At 71.4% G+C, this 18,705-nt stretch carries 18 protein-coding genes; 9 read left to right on the top strand and 9 right to left on the bottom strand.

Annotation, left to right across the window (positions count from 1 at the left end):
• The first annotated feature begins 116 nt into the window (after window positions 1-116).
• Both NQU54_RS21020 and NQU54_RS21025 read left to right on the top strand, forming a co-directional pair.
• Window positions 117-1,649, top strand: a complete 1,533-nt coding sequence (locus NQU54_RS21020) for a S8 family peptidase (protein ID WP_257632395.1) — start codon at window positions 117-119, stop codon at window positions 1,647-1,649.
• A gap of 91 nt (window positions 1,650-1,740) precedes the next feature.
• Window positions 1,741-2,262 (top strand): hypothetical protein, encoded by a 522-nt coding sequence (locus NQU54_RS21025; RefSeq protein ID WP_257632396.1) that lies wholly within the window; start codon window positions 1,741-1,743, stop codon window positions 2,260-2,262.
• Window positions 2,263-2,477: 215 nt separating this feature from the next.
• Here the strand turns inward: NQU54_RS21025 and NQU54_RS21030 are convergent, their stop codons facing one another.
• Together NQU54_RS21030 and NQU54_RS21035 are read right to left on the bottom strand one after the other, a co-directional pair.
• Window positions 2,478-3,170, bottom strand: coding sequence for a lysoplasmalogenase (locus tag NQU54_RS21030; RefSeq protein ID WP_257632397.1), 693 nt, complete (start codon window positions 3,168-3,170; stop codon window positions 2,478-2,480).
• Complete coding sequence (locus tag NQU54_RS21035; protein WP_257632398.1) at window positions 3,167-4,045, bottom strand: sterol desaturase family protein; 879 nt, start codon at window positions 4,043-4,045, stop codon at window positions 3,167-3,169. Before NQU54_RS21035 ends, NQU54_RS21030 begins: the two co-directional genes overlap by 4 nt.
• A gap of 120 nt (window positions 4,046-4,165) precedes the next feature.
• On the opposite strand from NQU54_RS21035, the gene NQU54_RS21040 reads away from it, so the two are divergent.
• The 6 genes from NQU54_RS21040 to NQU54_RS21065 all read left to right on the top strand — a co-directional run bounded on the left by NQU54_RS21040 (window position 4,166) and on the right by NQU54_RS21065 (window position 9,954).
• Window positions 4,166-5,068 carry a hypothetical protein gene (locus NQU54_RS21040; RefSeq protein ID WP_257632399.1) on the top strand — a complete coding sequence of 301 codons (903 nt, stop codon included), beginning with the start codon at window positions 4,166-4,168 and terminating at the stop codon, window positions 5,066-5,068.
• Between the two features lie 122 nt (window positions 5,069-5,190).
• Window positions 5,191-6,177 (top strand): DEDDh family exonuclease, encoded by a 987-nt coding sequence (locus NQU54_RS21045; RefSeq protein ID WP_257632400.1) that lies wholly within the window; start codon window positions 5,191-5,193, stop codon window positions 6,175-6,177.
• A 63-nt stretch (window positions 6,178-6,240) separates the two neighbouring features.
• Window positions 6,241-6,474: a metallothionein gene (locus NQU54_RS21050; RefSeq protein ID WP_037949523.1), complete on the top strand. Its 234-nt coding sequence runs from the start codon at window positions 6,241-6,243 to the stop codon at window positions 6,472-6,474.
• Between the two features lie 77 nt (window positions 6,475-6,551).
• The gene (locus tag NQU54_RS21055; RefSeq protein WP_257632401.1) at window positions 6,552-7,361 is read left to right on the top strand and encodes an SURF1 family cytochrome oxidase biogenesis protein; all 810 of its coding nucleotides are present in this window, start codon (window positions 6,552-6,554) and stop codon (window positions 7,359-7,361) included.
• Window positions 7,362-7,412: 51 nt separating this feature from the next.
• A complete protein-coding gene (locus NQU54_RS21060; RefSeq protein ID WP_257632402.1) occupies window positions 7,413-9,194 on the top strand; it encodes a glycoside hydrolase family 15 protein in 1,782 nt (593 codons plus the stop codon).
• Between the two features lie 4 nt (window positions 9,195-9,198).
• Window positions 9,199-9,954, top strand: coding sequence for an SDR family oxidoreductase (locus NQU54_RS21065; protein WP_257632403.1), 756 nt, complete (start codon window positions 9,199-9,201; stop codon window positions 9,952-9,954).
• Window positions 9,955-10,338: 384 nt separating this feature from the next.
• Here NQU54_RS21065 and amaP read toward each other — a convergent pair whose 3' ends face one another.
• The 5 genes from amaP to NQU54_RS21090 are packed head-to-tail and all read right to left on the bottom strand — an operon-like array spanning window position 10,339 to window position 12,803.
• Window positions 10,339-10,893 (bottom strand): alkaline shock response membrane anchor protein AmaP, encoded by a 555-nt coding sequence (amaP, locus tag NQU54_RS21070; protein WP_257632404.1) that lies wholly within the window; start codon window positions 10,891-10,893, stop codon window positions 10,339-10,341.
• Window positions 10,894-10,900: 7 nt separating this feature from the next.
• Window positions 10,901-11,584 (bottom strand): DUF6286 domain-containing protein, encoded by a 684-nt coding sequence (locus NQU54_RS21075; protein ID WP_257632405.1) that lies wholly within the window; start codon window positions 11,582-11,584, stop codon window positions 10,901-10,903.
• The gene (locus NQU54_RS21080; protein ID WP_257632406.1) at window positions 11,581-11,982 is read right to left on the bottom strand and encodes an Asp23/Gls24 family envelope stress response protein; all 402 of its coding nucleotides are present in this window, start codon (window positions 11,980-11,982) and stop codon (window positions 11,581-11,583) included. The genes NQU54_RS21075 and NQU54_RS21080 overlap by 4 nt, the downstream gene beginning before the upstream one ends.
• Window positions 11,983-12,039: 57 nt before the next feature.
• Window positions 12,040-12,237, bottom strand: a complete 198-nt coding sequence (locus NQU54_RS21085) for a hypothetical protein (RefSeq protein ID WP_069869895.1) — start codon at window positions 12,235-12,237, stop codon at window positions 12,040-12,042.
• Between the two features lie 41 nt (window positions 12,238-12,278).
• Window positions 12,279-12,803, bottom strand: a complete 525-nt coding sequence (locus NQU54_RS21090) for an Asp23/Gls24 family envelope stress response protein (protein ID WP_087684190.1) — start codon at window positions 12,801-12,803, stop codon at window positions 12,279-12,281.
• A gap of 190 nt (window positions 12,804-12,993) precedes the next feature.
• Here NQU54_RS21090 and NQU54_RS21095 point away from each other — a divergent pair, with 190 nt between their 5' ends.
• Window positions 12,994-13,728, top strand: a complete 735-nt coding sequence (locus tag NQU54_RS21095; RefSeq protein WP_257632407.1) for a nucleopolyhedrovirus P10 family protein — start codon at window positions 12,994-12,996, stop codon at window positions 13,726-13,728.
• Window positions 13,729-13,802: 74 nt separating this feature from the next.
• On the opposite strand, the gene NQU54_RS21100 is transcribed toward NQU54_RS21095, so the two are convergent.
• Window positions 13,803-14,297 (bottom strand): response regulator, encoded by a 495-nt coding sequence (locus tag NQU54_RS21100; RefSeq protein ID WP_257632408.1) that lies wholly within the window; start codon window positions 14,295-14,297, stop codon window positions 13,803-13,805.
• Entirely contained in the window at window positions 14,294-18,598 is a 4,305-nt protein-coding gene (locus tag NQU54_RS21105; RefSeq protein ID WP_257632454.1) for a HAMP domain-containing protein, read from the bottom strand. The genes NQU54_RS21100 and NQU54_RS21105 overlap by 4 nt, the downstream gene beginning before the upstream one ends.
• Window positions 18,599-18,705: the final 107 nt, after the last annotated feature.

Raw genomic sequence — 18,705 nt, forward strand, 5'->3', positions numbered from 1 at the left:
AGTGGCGCGCTGAGCGCGCGTCCGCGCCCCCGGTCCGGAACGCTGTCGGTCCAGCCCGGCCGTCCGCCCAGAGCCTTCTCACCCACATCGAGCACATCGAGAGAACCGGAGTACCCATGACGCCGCGCCGCACCTCCCTGCCGCTGCGCACCGCCGCGATACCCGCCGCCATGGCGCTCACCACCGCGCTGGCTTTCCTGCCCACCACCGCCACCGCTCTGGGACACGACGGCCACGCCGCCACGGCCACCACGGCCGACGGCCCGTCCCTGAGCTATGTCGTCAACACCCGCCCGGGGCAGGACGCGTCCCGGATCCGCAAGGCCATCGCCCAGGCCGGCGGCACGGTCGTCGTGTCCTACGACCGGATCGGCGTCATCGTGGCCCACTCCGCCAACCCGGACTTCGCCGAGACCGTCCGTAAGGTCCGCGGCGTGGCCTCCGCCGGGAACACCCGCACCGCCCCGCTGCCCGCCCAGTCCACCGACGACGTCGACGCCCCGAAGCTGCTGAGCGAGAAGGAGCGGCAGGCGGTGGCGGCCAAGGCCGGGGCCGGGCAGGACCCGCTGGCGCCGCTCCAGTGGGATCTGCCGGCGATCAAGGCGGACAAGGCGCATGAGAAGAGCCTGGGCAGCCGGAACGTCACCGTCGGGGTCATCGACACCGGAGTGGACGACACCCACCCCGATCTGGCGCCGAACTTCGACCGTAAGGCGTCCGTCAACTGTGTGACGGGCAAGCCGGACACCGCCGACGGCGCCTGGCGGCCGACCGCCGAGGAGTCCCCGCACGGTACGCATGTCGCGGGTGAGATCGCCGCCGCGAAGAACGGCATCGGCGTCACCGGTGTGGCCCCGGGCGTCAAGGTCTCCGGTATCAAGGTGTCCACGACCGCCGGGTTCTTCTACACCGAGGCGGTCGTCTGCGGCTTCATCTGGGCCGCCGAACACGGCGTGGACGTCACCAACAACAGCTATTACACCGACCCGTGGTACTTCAACTGCACCACCGACCCGGACCAGAAGGCGCTGGTCGAGGCGGTGCGCCGGGCCTCGTCGTACGCGGAGCGCAAGGGCGTGGTCAATGTGGCCGCGGCGGGCAACGAGAACTACGACCTGACCTCGGACACCATCACCGACCCCTCCAGCCCCAACGACACCACCCCCGGCGACCGGGACGTGGACCCGAGCGTCTGCCTGGACATCCCGACCCAGCTGCCGGGCGTGGTCACGGTCGCCTCGACCGGCGCCAAGGGGCTCAAGTCCTCGTTCTCCAACTACGGCCTCGGGATCATCGACATCGCGGCCCCCGGCGGCGACAGCACCGCCTACCAGAAGCCGGAGCCCCCGGCCACCAGCGGCCTGATCTACAACACTCTGCCGGGCGGGCAGTACGGCTACATGGCGGGCACTTCGATGGCCTCGCCGCATGTCGCCGGTGTCGCGGCGCTCATCAAGAGCACCCATCCGCACGCCTCCCCGTGGCGGGTGAAGGCGCTGCTGAAGGCCGAGGCCGATGACATCGCCTGCCCGACGCCGTACGACATCGACGGCGACGGCACGGTCGACGCGGTGTGCGAGGGCGGCAAGCGGTACAACGGCTTCTACGGCGCCGGGCTCGCGGACGCCCTGGACGCCGTCGAGAAGTGACCGGCTGGCACAATGCACGGGCCGCCGGGGCGGAGCAGCCGCCCGGCGGCCCGTAGGCCCCCTGATGAAGCCGCGAGAGGACCACGTTCCCGTGCATCACGACGACTCCTGGGGGCCACTGCCCCCACGGCCGGCCTTCTCGCTGCTGATCCGGTTCGTGCTCACCGTGCTGCTCCTGCCGCTGTGGTGGGCGCTGCTCGTGGTGCTCTTCCTCTGCTTCATCGCCTTCGCGCTCGTGGCCGAGATCTTTACGATCATCCCCGGCTTCGAGAAGGGCTTCCTCAGCCTGATCGACAAGTTCGGCGACAACGTGGCGGTGTGGCCCGCCTGGTGCGTGACGCTCCCGGAGCTGCGGCACGAGGGCGACGCGGCCTTCTACCGGGCCCGGGTGGACCAGCGCATCGCCTCCTGGACCAGCAAGGAGCTGGCCGCCCAGAAGGCGAAGAAGGCCCCGCCGCCGGGCCCGCACGACATCCCCGTGCGCGCGTACCGCGGTGTGGGCGCGGGCTATGTCGTCGAGGCGGCGCGCGCCCAGGGCTGGGAGCTGAGCCATGACCACCCCTCGGACCCACTGCGCATGGTCCGGCTCCGGCGGCTGCCGGTCGCGGCCTGACGGGGTCACGGCCTTACGGACGTCAGGGCGTGACGGTCTTACGGGCGCCACGGCCTTACGGGCACCACCGCGTCACAGCCTTACGGGTGCCACGGCCATACGAACGTCACGGCGTCACAGCCTTACGGGCACCACGGCCATACAGGCACCACCGCGTCACAGCCTTACGGGTGCCACGGCCATACAGGCACCACCGCGTGACGGCCTTACAGGCGTCACGGACCGACGAGCGCCCGTTCCGGCCCGGGGCGCGGGGCCGCGTCGAGCGTCGCTCCCGTCATCAGCAGCCACTGGGCGGCGACATAGGTGGCCATGATCCAGAACTGGGGCAGCGGCGGCCGTGGCCAGTCGGCGAGCCCGGCCGCGATCAGGGTGTCGGAGAGCATGAACAGCGCCCCGCCGAGCCCGGTCCACGGGCCCGCCCCGAGCGCGGCCAGCGCCATGGCCGTCAGCAGCAGGCTGTAGCCCGCGACGGGAAGCCGCAGATGCGCGGCGAGGCCGGGCCACAGCAGCGCCACCGTGCCCAGCCACGCGGCCCCGTACCCGGCGGCCACCCAGGCCGCCGTACGGGGCTCCGCACGGGCCGCCGCGCGGCCCCGCCCGGCGCGGGCGAACAGGGCCAGATAGCAGAGGTGTCCGGCCGCGAAGCACCCCATTCCGGCCAGGAACGCGGTCTCGCCGCCGATCTGGAGCAGCACATCGCCCCCGCACCCGCACAGCAGCGCGGCGGGCAGCGGCCACGGCCCGCCGCGCACCAGGGCCCATCCGGCGAGGACGGGCATCAGGGCGGGCTTGGTGAGGTGGACGACGGTGGTGGCGTCCACGAGCAGCGCGGTCAGCTGGACGGCGGTCAGCAGCGCGAAGAGGGCGGCCAGGGCCCTCGTCGCGCGCCCGGCGGCGGCCGTCACCGCACGCTCTCGCCGACCGGCTCCGGCCGCCCGGCCTCCGGGGGCGGCGCGGGCTGCCAGCCCGGCCCCATGAAGACCCGGCCCGCCCGCTCGCGCCAGTCCCGCGCCGCGGCGAGGTCGCGGGCGATGGCCGCGTACTCGTGTGTGGCCACGCGCAGCGGGTTGTAGGTGCCGATGTTCTTCGTCAGTCCGTAGACGGGCCGCTCGGTCTCGGGGACGAACGATCCGAAGAGCCGGTCCCAGACGATGAGGATGCCCCCGAAGTTGCGGTCCAGGTAGCCGCCTTGGGAGGCGTGGTGGACGCGGTGGTGCGAGGGGGTGTTGAAGAGGAACTCGACGGGGCGCGGCAGGGTGCCGATCCGCTCGGTGTGGATCCAGAACTGGTAGACGAGGTTCACCGAGGAGCAGAACGCCACCGCCGCCGGGTGCACCCCGAGCGCGATCACCGGCACGTAGAACGGCCAGACGGTCCAGGTGGTCCACGGCTGCCGCAGCGCGGTGGTGAGGTTGAACTTCCTGCTGGAGTGGTGCACCACATGGCACGCCCACAGGATGCGGATGACATGGTGCCCGCGGTGCGACCAGTAGTAGAAGAAGTCCTGGGCGAGCAGCATCAGCGGCAGCGTCCACCACTCCACCGGGACCCGTAGCGGGGTGAGTTCATAGACGGCGGCGTAGATCGCCACAATCGGGATCTTCCACACCAGGTCGAAGACGAGACTGCCGAGTCCCATGGTGACGCTGGTGGCGGCGTCCTTCGCCGCGTACCCTTCGCTGTCCTCGTCCGGGTGGAGGCGGTAGCTCACCATCTCCACGACGGTGAGCAGGACAAAGGCCGGTATCGACCACAGCACGGCATTCGGCAGGTGCGGCATGTCCGCAACATAGAACCGCCCATAAGGGCGCCGCCAGGGGTAGTTACCAACAAGTATGGTAGATGACATGTCAATAACGGGGGTCGCCCACGGCCGCACGGCCGATTAGGATCCCCGCCTGTGCGCAGAGCCAGAGAACGGTTCCGAACCGGCGGCATAGCCCTCGTCTGCATGCTGTCGGCGCTCACCACGGGGTGCTCCTCCGGGTCGGGCGGCGATGACTCCCCCTCGGATCTGATGGCCACGGTGCGGCACGTCTCGATCGCGGGCGCGAAGGGGACCCAGGTCTCCTATCTCGACGCCGCCCGGGTGCGCTCCCTGGAGAAGGGCGGCTCCCAGCGGTTCCGCACCGTGGGCCAGGCGGGCAGTCCGCTGATGACGGGCTACCGCTTCAACGCCCATGGCTACGGACTCGATCCGGCCATGATCGACACCGATGTGACCAATGGGACCGCCGGGCACTGGCAGGGCTCCTTCGACGCCGGCCGCGTCACCGCCAAACTCAAGGCGGGCGGATTCGCCCGGCACACCTGGCACGGCGAGACGGTCTGGACGAAGGAGGGGGTGACCCTCCAGGTCGCCAAGGACGAGATCTCCTTCGGCTACTCCGGCAAGGACCTGTCGGCGGTGCGCCCGGCCAAGGGCAAGTCCGTGGCGGACGACCCGGATTACCGGGCGCTGGGCGACTGCCTGGGCGATATCTACCGCGCCGATTTCGGCGGGAAGAACGCCAAGGACTCCGTGCGCCTTTCGGCCACCGGACAGCTCGCGAAGTCCGCGAACGAGACATCAGGGGTCATCTGCGCCCTCACCGACGGCAAACGGACCGCCGAGCGCGCCACCGACCGTCTGAAATCAGTCATCGACCGGCGGGCCCCGCGCTACGACGGCGCCAAGGTGACGGTTCTCACCGGGGATTCGCCCGGGGTGAAGGTGACGGTGCCCGACCGCGCGGGCGACAAACGCGCCGGCCGCCTCCTCACCAGCGACGTCGATCTCCAGCTGGCACTGTCCGACCTCTGACCCGCCGTACTGGCCCGACTGACCCGCGTACGGACCCGACGCCCCGTCAACCCCGAAGCGGCGCCCGCCCCGACCGGCCCACCCGTCAGAGCTGTCGGTGACGGCCCGTATCCTCATGGACCATGCTCGAAGACCCCACGGCAACCGCACCGCACCCCGTACCGCCGTCCTCCTGGCCGGCCACCTATCCGCAGGGGTACGCGGTCGTCGACGTGGAGACCACCGGCCTCGCCCGCGACGACCGGATCGTCTCCGCGGCGGTCTATCAGCTCGACGCCCGGGGCACGGTGCAGGACCACTGGTACACCCTGGTCGATCCGCAGCGCGATCCGGGCCCGGTGTGGATCCACGGCCTCACCGAGGAGGTGCTCGCGGGCGCCCCGCGCTTCGCCGAGATCGCCGGGGAGCTCTCCGAGCGGCTGGCCGACCGCGTCCTGGTCGCGCACAACGCCGCCTTCGACTGGTCGATGCTCGCCCGCGAGTACGCCCGCACCAGGACCGCCGCGCCGGTGCGGCAGCGGCTGTGCACCATCGCCCTCTCCAAGGAGCTGGGCCTGCCGCTGCCCAACCACAAGCTGGAGACCCTCGCCGCGCACTACGGAGTGGTCCAGCGGCGCGCCCACCACGCCCTGGACGACGCCCGAGTGCTCGCCGAGACCTTCCGGCCCAGCCTCCACCGGGCCGCCGAGACCGGGCTGCGCCTGCCGCTGCTGGCCTGCCAGCCGCTCACCGAGTGGTCCGAAGGCCCGGCGATCGGCCGCCAGCGGTCGTACCGGCAGAGCTGGCGCCCCAGCCGCAAGCTCCCCGCCTGCCCCTACCCCAACCCCGGGCGCTACGAGCCGGGCGGGCAGCTGGTCCAGGGCATGCGGGTGGCGTTCTCCGGGGACACCTCCGTCGACCGCGAGCTGCTGGAGGACCGGACGATCGAGGTCGGGCTGCATGTGGCCTCCAGCGTCTCCCGGCTCACCAGCGTGCTGGTCACCAATGACCCCGAGTCGCCCACGTCCAAGACCACCAAGGCCCGCTCCTTCGGCACGCCCATCATCGACGAGGCCGCCTTCATGCAGCTCCTCCTGGACGTCACCCCCGCGCCGCCGACAAACAGGTGAAGTCGGCGCGACGCGCCCGCCCGCCGCTCGCCCACCACCGCGCGGGCCCGCACGCTGAGGCGCATGGCACGTTGTGAGGTCTGCGGAAACGACTACCGGATGACATTCGAGGTGCACGCGCAGGGCAATGTGCACGTCTTCGACTGCTTCCAGTGCGCCATCCACCGCATGGCGCCCATCTGCGAACACTGCCGCGCCCAGATCATCGGGCAGGGCGTGGAGGCGGACGGCCAGTTCTACTGCTGTGCGCACTGCGCGCGGGCGGAAGGGAAGGTGGGCATCGTCGACCATGTGTGAACCCGGCCACCTGCGTGGATTGTCCTGGGACGCCCCCACCGGCCGAGGGACAATCCACGCCGAGTAATGTCAGGGACGTGTACCGCTTCCTGTTGACCCGGCAGTGGGTGATCCTCACACTCGTGGCCCTGGCCCTGATCCCGACGATGATCAGGCTGGGTTTCTGGCAGCTGCACCGCCATGAGCACCGGGTCGCCCAGAACCAGCTGATCGGGGACAACCTCGGCGCACCGGCCGTGGCCGTCGAGAAGCTCACCGCCCCCGGCCGTACGGTCCCCCGCGACGATACCTGGCGCACGGTGACCGCCACCGGCACCTATGACATCGCCCATGAGGTCGTCGTCCGCCAGCGCACCGGCTCCGACGAGCAGTCCATCGGCTATTTCGTGCTCACCCCGCTGCTGCTCCCGGACGAGCGCGCGGTCCTGGTCAACCGGGGCTGGATCCCGGCCGGCACAGACCTCACCAAATTCCCCGAGGTCCCCGCCGCCCCTTCCGGCAAGGTCACCGTCACCGGCCGGCTCAAGGCCGACGAGACCACCGGCAACAGCGGCATCAAGGACAAGCAGGGGCTGCCGCCCCGCCAGGTCTCGCTGATCAACAGCGAGCAGCAGGCGAAGGCGCTCTCCCGCCCCGTCCTCGGCGGCTACGTGGAGCTCACCGCGTCCTCCCCCAAGGGCGGCAAGCAGCCCCAGCCGGTAGCCGCGCCCAACCACAGCGACATCGGCCCGCATATGGCCTACGCCGTCCAGTGGTGGCTGTTCTCCGCCGGTGTGCCCATCGGCTGGATCGTGCTGGCCCGCCGCGAGCGCCGCGACCGCGCCGCCGAGGCCGCGAAGGCGGCGGCCACCCCCGAAAAGATCCCCGCCGCGGCCGGGGCCGACTAGTCGCCTGGTCGGCGGGGGTAGGAAGCCGTTCCCCGGGGAAGGCGCCCGGATATGGCACAGCACATCGACGACTACGCCCTCATCGGTGACCACCAGACGGTGGCCCTGGTCAGCCGCCGTGGCTCCATCGACTGGCTGTGTCTGCCCCGCTTCGACTCACCGGCCTGTTTCGCCGCCCTCCTCGGCGACCGCGACAACGGCCACTGGCGGCTCGCCCCCAAGGGCGCGGGCGCCTGCACCCGCCGCGGCTACCTCGACGACTCCCTCGTCCTGGAGTCGGTCTGGGAGACGGAGACGGGCACGGTCAAGGTCATCGACTTCATGCCGCAGCGCGACCGCGCCCCCGATGTCGTCCGCATCGTCGAGGGCGTCTCCGGCCGCGTCGACATGCTCGGCGTCCTCCGGCTCCGCTTCGACTACGGCCGGGTCATCCCCTGGATGCGCCGCACCGACGGCCACCGGATCGCGGTCGCCGGGCCGGACTCGGTATGGCTGCGCTCGGAGCCCGAGGTCCACACCTACGGCGAGGACTTCAGCACCCGCTCCGAGTTCACCGTCTCGGCCGGGGACCGGGTGGCCTTCGTGCTCACCTGGCACCCCTCCCACGAGCCCCGCCCCCGGCTCATCGACCCGTACGACTCCCTCCGCTCCAGCCTGGCGGACTGGCGCGGCTGGGCCGCCCGCTGCCGCTACGAGGGCCCCTACCGGGACGCCGTCATACGCTCCCTGATCACCCTCAAGGCGCTCACCTACGCCCCGAGCGGCGGCATCGTCGCGGCCCCCACCACCTCGCTGCCCGAGCGGCTCGGCGGCGTCCGCAACTGGGACTACCGCTACTGCTGGCTGCGCGACTCCACCCTCACCCTGAACGCCCTGCTCCGCGCCGGCTACCGCCAGGAGGCCGCCCACTGGCGCGACTGGCTGCTGCGCGCGATCGCCGGCGACCCGGCCGAGCTCCAGATCATGTACGGCCTGCAGGGCGAGCGCCGGATCCATGAACACGAGCTGACCTGGCTGGAGGGGTACGAGCGCTCCACCCCCGTCCGAGTCGGCAACGACGCCGTCGACCAGCGCCAGCTCGACGTCTACGGCGAGGTGCTCGACACCCTCCACGTCGCCCGCTCCTCCGGACTGTCCACCGAACCCCACGTCTGGAAGATCCAGACCGCGCTCATGGACTTCCTGGAGTCCGCCTGGCGCGACCCCGACGAGGGGCTGTGGGAGGTGCGCGGACCCCGCCGCCACTTCGTCCACTCCAAGATCATGGCCTGGGTCGCCGCCGACCGCGCCGTCCGCGCCATCGAGTCCCACCCCGAGCTGGGCGGCGACGCGAGCCGCTGGCGCGCCATGCGCGACGCCGTCCACCGCGAGGTCTGCGAGAAGGGCTACGACCCGGTGCGGTCCACCTTCACCCAGTCCTACGGCTCCGCCGAACTGGACGCCGCGACCCTGCTCATCCCCCGCGTCGGCTTCCTCCCCGCCACCGACCCGCGCGTCATCGGCACCATCGACGCCGTCCGCCGCGAGCTCAGCGAGGACGGCCTGATCCGCCGTTACACCGCCGACGGCGACGTGGACGGCTTCCCCGGCACCGAGGGCGCCTTCCTCGCCTGCTCCTTCTGGCTCGCCGACGCCCTCCAGCTGGTCGGCCGCCACAAGGACGCCACGGCGCTCTTCGAACGCCTCCTCGCGCTCCGCAACGACGTCGGGCTGCTCGCCGAGGAGTACGACCCCGCGACCGGCCGCCAGCTCGGCAACTTCCCGCAGGCGTTCAGCCACATCGGGCTGGTGGGGACCGCCCTCACCCTCGCGGAGGGGGCCAAGGCAGACTGAACCCATGGATCTTGGACTCAAAGACCGGGTGTACATCGTCACCGGAGCCACCCGCGGGCTCGGGCTCGCGACCGCCCGTGAGCTGATCGCCGACGGTGCGAAGGCCGTCATCACCGGCCGCGACGCCGATACGGCGGCCGCCGTCGCCGCCGACTTCGGGCCCAACGCCGTCGGCGCCGCCGCCGACAACGCCGACCCCGAGGCCGCGGGCCGCCTCATCGCCACCGCCCGCGAGCACTTCGGCCGCTTCGACGGCGTCCTCATCAGCGTCGGCGGCCCCCCGGCCGGGCTGACCGCCGACATCACCGACGCCCAGTGGCAGGCCGCCTTCGACTCCGTCTTCCTCGGCGCCGTCCGCCTCGCCCGCACCGCCGCGGACCAACTCGCCTCCGGCGGCGTGATCGGCTTCGTCCTCTCCGGCTCCGTCCGCGAGCCGATCCCCGGCCTCACCATCTCCAACGGCCTGCGGCCCGGCCTCGCCGGCTTCGCCAAATCCCTCTCCCTCGAGGTCGGCCCCCGCGGCATCCGCGTCGTTGGCCTCCTCCCGTCCCGCATCGACACCGACCGCATCCGCGAGCTCGACGGCCTCTCGGGCGACGCGGAGGCCGCGCGGGAGCGGAACGCGGCGGCGATTCCGCTGGGGCGGTATGGGACGCCCGAGGAATTCGGCAAGGCCGCGGCGTTCTTGCTGTCCCCGGCGGCGTCGTATCTCACGGGCGTGATGCTTCCGGTGGACGGCGGGGCGCTGCACAACCTCTGAGCATGGGCGCCTCCGGCGGGCAATCCCCACCCCGCCCCTTCCCGAAAGACGGGGCTCCGCCCCGTCACCCCGCCGGGGCTCCGCCCCGGACCCCGCTCCTCAAACGCCGGAGGGGCTGGAGGACACCCCCGGCCGAACGCGGGCCGGACAGGCGTTGTGCCGCCGGGGGGCGGTCGCCGACGAGACGGGAGGGGGCGGGGTCGGCGGGGTGGGGTCCTGGACGCTCGGGGTTCCCCATGCCGAAGGCCAGGGGCGTATGTGTGGCGCCAACTCCCGGCCAACGCAACGATCATCGTTCATCGGTGCCGTAAATATACGGTCCAGGGCCCCGCCCCGGAGGCCCCGCACCCGCACCCGCACACCCAAGCACCCGCAACCGCAGACCTACCGCGCCCGCTCCGCCCCATGTCGCGCCACCCTCAGCCGCACCTCCGCCGGCAGCCGCTCCAGGCCCGCCGAGCTCCGGGCCCGCTCCAGCGCTTCCGCCCGCACAGCGTCCAGCATCCGCGTCGGTTCCGCGCGCGGTTCCAGCACCAGCCCCATTCGCGCCTCCGGCGTGGTCCGTCGGCCCCGTAGAAGGACGTGGGCGCGCTCCACACCGTCCAGTGACTCCGCGTCCGCCAGGAGCGCCGACTCCAGCGCGCGCCCCCGCAGCAGGGCGCCCTCGCCGTCGCCGGTCTCCACCAGCACTTCCTGCAACCGGCGCCGCCGCAGCTGGGCCAGGAACCAGCACAGCGCCAGCACGAACAGCACCGCCAGCGCCGCGATGACGGCCGGCCACCACCAACCGGTGTCCCGCCACCGCGTCCGGTCCGCCCGACTGAGCAGCACATCGTTCCGCCCGTCGAACGGCGACCACCCGGCCAGGACCACCGCGCCCACCCCGGCCAGCACCAGACCCACGACCCCCAGCAGCACCCGGTTGACGATGCTCAGCATGGCGTGCTCACCCCTTCGACTTCGCCGACCGGCGGACACGGACGGACAGGGCGGGCCGCCGGGCCAGGCCCAGTTGGTGGATGCCCTCGTGGAGGACGGTGTCCAGATCCGCCCGTACCTCGTCGAGGTCGCGGAAGTGGGCCAGCGCGCGGGCCCTGATCCGCCGACGGCCGACGTCGACCCGGGCCGACCGCACACCGGGCACCTCCATCGCCCGGTCCCGCAGCACCAGCCCCGCCGAGGTCCGGTCGATCCCGGCCCGCACGGCGACCCCGGACTCCGCATCCTCCACGTCCTTCTCCGCACCCGCACCCGCACCCGGCGAACGCATCGGCAGCAGCCCACGCAGCCCCGGCGTCAGCGCCAGGACCACCATCCACACCCCCAGCGCGGCCAGCAGCGCGGCCCCGCTCATGATCCACGGGTCGTCCAGCGGCCGCGCGGCGAGTTGATCGGCGAGCCATTCCCGCCATCGCATGGCGGGCCGACCCGAGCGCACGGCCGCCACGTCGTACAGCAACAGCCCGCTGACGGCGAAGACGACCAGGGCGACGATCCCGGCCGGCACCCGCCGCGCGGACCAGAAGCGCTTCGCGCGCACGGGCGGATCCCCGTCCCCGGCATCCGTACCCGCCCTCCCGCCGTACGCCGACGCCGAGGTGGACTGACGCATCTTCTGGTCGGTGTTCATCGCACCCTGTCCCTCCCCCGACGCGCCTTCCGCTCCGGGCGCTCCCACTGCGGCACATGCAGCCGTTCGACCGTCACGGCGACCTCGGGCACCTCCATGCCCGTCAACTCGCTTACCCGTTCGATCACCTGACGACGCACCGCACCGCAGTGCGCACCGATGTCCGACGGGTAGCCGAGCTCGACGGCGACCCGGACGCGCGCGACGCCCCCGCGCACCGCGGCGACCGCGTTCGGCCGCGCGACGGTGACATCGGTAAGGCCGCCATCCCACACGGCCACGGCGTCCACGGCCTCCGCCGCATGGCCACGCAACGCCTCCCGCGCCGCCTGCGAGGCGATCTTCGCAACGACCCGGTCCGCGATCCGCGTCGCGCCCCGCTCACCCGGCTCGACCACAACGCGTCCTTACGGTCGTCACTGTCATCGCCATGGCGTCCATGGCGTCCATGGGGTTCACCGTGGCCGTCCGTCACGGTCACGGTCACGGGACCGGAAGAAGTCGCCCGGCTCCAGATCACCGTCCAGGAACCTGCCGACGATGAACCCGACGGCTCCCAACGCCGCCACCAGCAGAAAGGCCCCGAAACCACCGAAGTAACCCGCGAAAGCCAGCGCCATTCCCGCGATCATCCCGACCACGGCCATGCTCATCGTGTGCTCCCCTGCTGGAGCCGACCGGGACCGCCGCCGGCCTACTGGAGCCGCGGCTCCGTCGGTTCCTCTTCCTCGTCCGGCAACTTCACATCGCTGACCGCGATATTGACCTCGACCGCCTCGAGGCCGGTCATCCGCTCGACCGCCGCGATCACGTTCTCCCGTACGGCCCGTGCGACATCGGCGATGGAGACGCCGTAGTCCACCACGATCTCCAGGTCGAGGGCCGTCTGTACCTCCCCCACCTCCGCCTTCACCCCGCGGGTGACCGACCGGCCGCCGGGCACCCGGTCCCGTACGACCCCGAAGGTGCGCGCGATACCGCCGCCCATCGCATGGACGCCGACCACATCGCGGGCCGCCATACCCGCGATCTTCTCGACGACGCCATCGGCGATGGTGGTCCGCCCCCGCGCGGCCGGGTCGCCGCCGCCCCGCCGGGTCCGTTCGGCGGCGGCCGGGCCGATGCCGGCCCCGGCGGCACCCAGCGTCTTGGGCGTACCGGCGGCGGGTTCCGTGGCCTGGTTCTCGGGTCGGCGGTTCCGTGGTGCGGTCTCGGACATCACCGATCGTCCCTTCCGAGGCGAAGAGCGTTCGAAGAGGTTTCCGCTCGCTCTTACTGCCACCATAAAGGCGCCTTCCCCGAACCGCCTCGGAGATGCGGCACTCGCGCGATCGATACGGCAGGCTGGGACCAGACGGCAGGCCGGGGCCAGGAGGACTCGGTCCCGTCCGGCGCTAAGGGGTGGCACGGTGGTCACGGACCGGCTCGCGCAAACCGTAAGGGAGCAGTTGCGGCTTGGTCGGCTGCTGCCCCTGGGCGAGCGGGAGGACGGCTCCTGGATCACCGAACGCGCGGCGGCCGAGGTGCTCGGGCGGGCCGCCGCCGAGGTCCCCGACGCGCACCGGGGATCGCTCCGGATCGCCCCCGCCGACCCCGACGCCGTCGAAGCGCCCGCGGTCCCGCCCCCGCCGAGCGCCCTGCCACCCGGCCCCCTGCGTATCGCGGCGGAGTGCGGGGCCACGCTGGCGGAACCGCTTCCGGTGACGGCGGACCGGCTGCGCGACGTACTGCTCGACGCGGCGACGGACCGGCTCGGCCTGCTGGTGGAGGCGGTGGACATACGGGTGACGGAGGTGCTGGAGGAACTCCCGGCCCTGCGACACCACCAACCGCCACCGCGGCCACGACCACAATCACCACCACCGGCCGCCGGAAGCCCCGACCCGGACTCCGCCGCCGCGGCCGTCGCCCGCGCCATCGCCTCCGTGCCCGGTGTCGCCCGGCTCGCGCCGGTGCTGGGATCGCCCCGGGCCGTGCGGATCGAGGGTGCGCATATCCGCGTCGAGCTGGCCGTGGCGGCGGGCCATCGCGCCGTGGATGTGGCGAGGGCGGTGCGCACCGCGGTGGCACGGTCCGCCCCAGTGCTCGCGCCCGGAGATCAGCCGCCCACGGTGGCCGTCCTGGTCACCGCCGTAGAGCCCTGACCAGAGCGCCCTCCCCGGACTGAACCACAGCCCCGGACTGAACCACAGCCCCGGCCGATCACCGCCCCGGCCGATCAGCTCTCGGCGCCGTACTTCCGGAGCCCGTCGACCGTGCGCTCCAACTCCTCGACGCGGTCGGCCAAGTGCTCGGTCCGCGCCTCCAGCTCACGGTTCTTACGGTGCATCTCCAGGAACACATTGACCTTCGTCCGCAGCAGCCAGGGGTCGAAGGGTTTGGTGAGGAAGTCGGCGGCGCCGATCGCATAACCCCGGTAGGCGTAGTCGGAGTCGGCGTCGGTCCCGGTCAGCAGGATGATCGGGACGTCCTTGGTCTGGTCGAGCCGTTTGATGTTGGCGGCGGTCTCGAAGCCGTCCATGCCCGGCATCAGTACGTCGAGCAGTACGACGGCGAAGTCCTGGCGCAGCATCGCCTTCAGCGCCTCCTCGCCGGACCGGGCGCGGACGAGTTGCTGTTCGAGCGGGCCGAGGACGGCCTCCAGCGCGATCAGGTTCTCCTCCATGTCGTCGACGATGAGGATTCCGGCCTTCTCGGACGTGGCGGCGCTCATGTCTCCCCCTGCCTCGGCCTCGGCGGACCGGTCTCGGAGGGCGTGCTCCCATCCCGCCCGGCGCCCTCACCCTCCTCGGCACGACCGTCATCACCACGATCGTCATCCCCAGAGCCGTCATCCCCACGGCCGCTCTCGACGCCGTCGGCTCCGGACGAGCCACCGGGCACCTCGCCACCAGCGGACTCGACATCACCGCTGCCCGGCCCATCCACCGGATCGAGCAGCTCGATGATCGCCGACATCAGCCGATCGACATCCACGGGCTTGGGCACATAGCCGTTCGCGCCGCTGTCGATCGCCTTCTCCCGGTCGCCGGGCATGACCTTCGCGGTCAGGGCGAGGATCGGCACATCGGCGAGACGTGGCGTGTTCCGGATGGCCCGGATCGTCTCGTAACCGTCCATCTCCGGCATCATCACGTCCATCAGGACCAGCGAGACGTCGGGGTTGCGATGCAGCACCTCCAGCCCCTCGCGGCCGTTCTCCGCGTACTTCACCGTCATGCCGACCCGGCCCAGTACATGTGTGAGCGCGAAGACGTTCCGGATGTCGTCGTCGACGATCAGGATGCGGCAGCCGTTCAGCACCTGGCCGGGGCGTCCGCACTGCCACTCCTTGAGCCGGGTGGTCCCCGGCCAGCCGTCGTCGTGGGCCTCGCCCTCGTCTCCGCGCCCGGCCCCGACGGCGACCTCGGCCTCCGCCCCGCCGCCGCCCGGCACCCGGGTGGCGACCAGGCCGTCCGCCTCGCCGAAGACCCCGCTGGGGGCGTGGTCGGCGGTGTCCGGCAGCGCCTCGTCCGGGGCGGGGGTCACCGCCGGGACGGTGGAGCCGGTGGCCCTGGGGTCCGAGGGGTCGGGCGCCGGGGCGACAGCGCTGTAGTGCGCGGGGACGTAGAGCGTGAAGCGGGAGCCGACGCCCAGTTCGCTCTCGGCCATGATCCGGCCGCCGAGCATTCCGGCGATCTCCCGGCTGATGGACAGGCCGAGGCCGGTGCCGCCGTACTTACGGCTGGTGGTCCCGTCGGACTGCTGGAACGCCTCGAAGATCACCGGCAGCTTCTCCGGCGGGATGCCGATACCGGTGTCGGTGACGGAGAAGGCGACGACGGCGTCCGCGACCCGCAGCGTCTCCTCCTCGAACTGCGCCGCCCGAGTGCGCTCGACGCGTAGCGTCACCCCGCCCGAGGAGGTGAACTTCAGGGCGTTGGAGAGCAGGTTGCGCAGGATCTGCTGGAGCCGCTGCTCATCGGAGAACATCTCGCGCGGTACGTCCTCGCCCACGGTGATCTCGAACGACAGGCTTCGGTCGACGGCGAGCGGCCGGAAGGTGGCGTTCACATAGTCCAGGATCTTGACCAGCGGCAGCTTCTTCGGGCGGACGTCCATCCGGCCCGCCTCGATCTTCGACAGATCCAGGATGTCGTTGATCAGCTGGAGCAGATCGGAGCCGGAGCGGTGGATGGTGGCGGCGAACTGCACCTCCTGGGTGGACAGCCGCCCTTCGGGGTTGTCGGCGAGCAGCCGGGCCAGGATGAGCAGCGAGTTCAGCGGAGTTCGCAGCTCATGCGACATATTGGCCAGGAACTCGGACTTGTACTGGGAGGCGGTCGCCAGCAGCGCGGCCTTCTCCTCCAGCTCCGCGTTGGAGCGCTGGAGCTCGTTCGAGCGCTGCCGCAGCTCGGTGGTGAGCCGCTGGGACTCGGAGAGCAGCGACTCGGTGCGGGCGTTGGCGATGATGGTGTTGATCGAGACGCCGATGGTGTTGACGAACTGGTCGATGAAGGCCAGGTGGACCTCGCTGAACCGGCTGAACGAGGCCAGCTCGATCACACCGAGCACCTGGTCCTCGTAGAGGATCGGCAGGATGACCACGCTGGCGGGGAGCGCCGAGCCCAGCCCGGAGTTGATGGTGATGTAGTCCGGCGGGACATCGTTGATGATGATCCGCTTCTTTCCCACCGCCGCCTGGGCGACCAGCCCGCGGTCCGGGTCGCCGCGCCGCGGCGTCTGGCCGTCGCCCCCGACCGCGCCCTGATCGGTGCCGTATCCGGCGATGAACTCGAGCCTCTCACCGGGCTCGGCGCCGGCCGCGGTGAGGAAGAAGGCCCCGAACTGCGCGTTCACCAGCGGGGTCAGCTCGCTCAGGATCAGATCGGCGACCTCGACCAGATCGCGGTGGCCCTGCATCAGGGCGGCGATACGGGCCAGGTTGGACTCCAGCCAGTCCTTGGCGCGGGTGGTCTCGCGGAGGTTGGCGACCATCAGATTGACGTTGTGCTTCAGCTCGGCGACCTCGCCCTGTGCCTCGACCGAGACGGACCCGGACATATCACCCTGGGCGACGGCGGACGCGACCTCGGCGATCGCGCGCACCTGGGTGGTCAGGTTGAGGGCGAGTTCATTGACGCCGGTGGTCAGCCGCTTCCAGGTGCCGTAGACGCCCTCGACCCGGGCCTGGCCGCCCAGCCGGCCCTCGCTGCCGACCTCGCGGGCCACTCGCGTCACCTCGTCGGAGAACGAGGAGAGCGTGTCGACCATGGTGTTGATGGTGGTCTTCAGCTCGAGGATCTCGCCGCGCGCGTCCACGTCGATCTTCTTGCTCAGATCGCCCTTCGCCACCGCGGTGGCGACCTGCGCGATATTGCGGACCTGCGAGGTCAGGTTGGACGCCATGAAGTTGACGTTGTCCGTAAGGTCCTTCCAGACCCCGGAGACACCCGGAACACCGGCCCGGCCGCCCAGCTCACCCTCGGTGCCCACGTCGCGGGCCACCCGGGTCACCTCGTCGGCGAAGGAGCGCAGCTGCTGGACCATGGTGTTCACGGTCTCCTTGAGCTCCAGGATCTCGCCCTGGGCATCGACCGTGATCTTCTTCGACAGATCGCCGTTGGCGACCGCCGTGGTGACCTGGGCGATGTTGCGGACCTGGGAGGTCAGGTTCAGGGCCATGAAGTTGACGTTCTCCGTCAGGTCCTTCCAGACCCCGGAGACGCCCCGGACCTGGGCCTGGCCGCCGAGGTTGCCCTCGGTGCCCACCTCACGCGCCACCCGCGTCACCTCGTCGGCGAAGGACGACAGCCGGTCCACCATGGTGTTGATCGTCGACTTCAGCTCCAGGATCTCGCCCTTGGCCTCCACCGTGATCGTCTTGCTCAGATCGCCCTCGGCCACCGCGGTGGCGACCTGGGCGATGTTGCGGACCTGCGAGGTCAGGTTGTTCGCCATGAAGTTGACGTTCTCCGTCAGGTCCTTCCAGACCCCGGAGACGCCCCGGACCTGAGCCCGGCCGCCCAGTTCGCCCTCGGTGCCCACCTCACGCGCCACCCGCGTCACCTCGTCGGCGAAAGCGGAGAGCTGGTCGACCATGGTGTTGATCGTCGACTTGAGCTGGAGGATCTCGCCCCGCGCGTCCACGGTGATCTTCTGCGACAGATCACCGGTGGCGACGGCCGTGGTGACCTGGGCGATGTTACGGACCTGGGAGGTGAGGTTGGACGCCATGAAGTTGACGTTGTCCGTGAGGTCCTTCCAGACCCCGGAGACGCCGCGCACCTGGGCCCGCCCGCCCAGCTGGCCCTCGGTGCCCACCTCACGCGCCACCCGCGTCACCTCGTCGGCGAACGCCCCCAGCTGGTCGACCATGGTGTTCACGGTCAGCTTGAGCTCCAGCAGCTCACCGGTGGCCTCGACGGTCACCTGGCGGGTGAGGTCACCGCGGGCGACCGCCGTGGTCACCTCGGCGATGTCGCGGACCTGCGCGGTCAGCCGGGAGGCCATGGTGTTGACGGCCTCCGTCACCATCCGCCAGTCGCCGGTGAGCCCCTGCACCTTGGCCCGGCCGCCCAGCCGGCCCTCGGTGCCCACCTCGCGGGCGATGCGGGTCAGCTCGCCGGTGAACAGCGACAGCTGGTCCACCGTGCGGTTCACCCCGCGTCCCAGCCGCCGCAGATCGCCGCGGAGCTGACGGTTGCCGTCGTGCAGATCCACCCGCTGGGTCAGATCGCCGGACGCGATCGCGTCGAGCACCCGCGTGGCGTTGGACACCGGCCCGACCAGCGCGTCCACCAGCTGATTCGCCGCGTTCACATTGGTCGCCCAGCCGCCCTGGCCGGGGCTCGCGGTGATCCGCTCGTCCAGCCTGCCCTGGCGCACCACCTCTCGGCGCACCCGCTGGAGCTCCCCGGCCAGATGCGCGTTGCGCGTCACCAACTGGTTGAAGACCCCGGCCATCTCACCGACGAGGCCGTCGGCCGAGGCGTCCGCACGGACGGTGAAGTCACCGTCGCACAAGGCGTTCATCACCGCCAGCAGGGAACGCAGCTCGGTCGCGGATGCCGTCTCCTCAGCGCCCGCCGGGCCGGACGGCCAAGCGGATTCGGGACATTCCACGGGCCGCGCCGGGGAAG

The sequence above is a fragment of the Streptomyces malaysiensis subsp. samsunensis genome (genome assembly GCF_024519315.1).
Lineage (GTDB): Bacteria > Actinomycetota > Actinomycetes > Streptomycetales > Streptomycetaceae > Streptomyces > Streptomyces malaysiensis.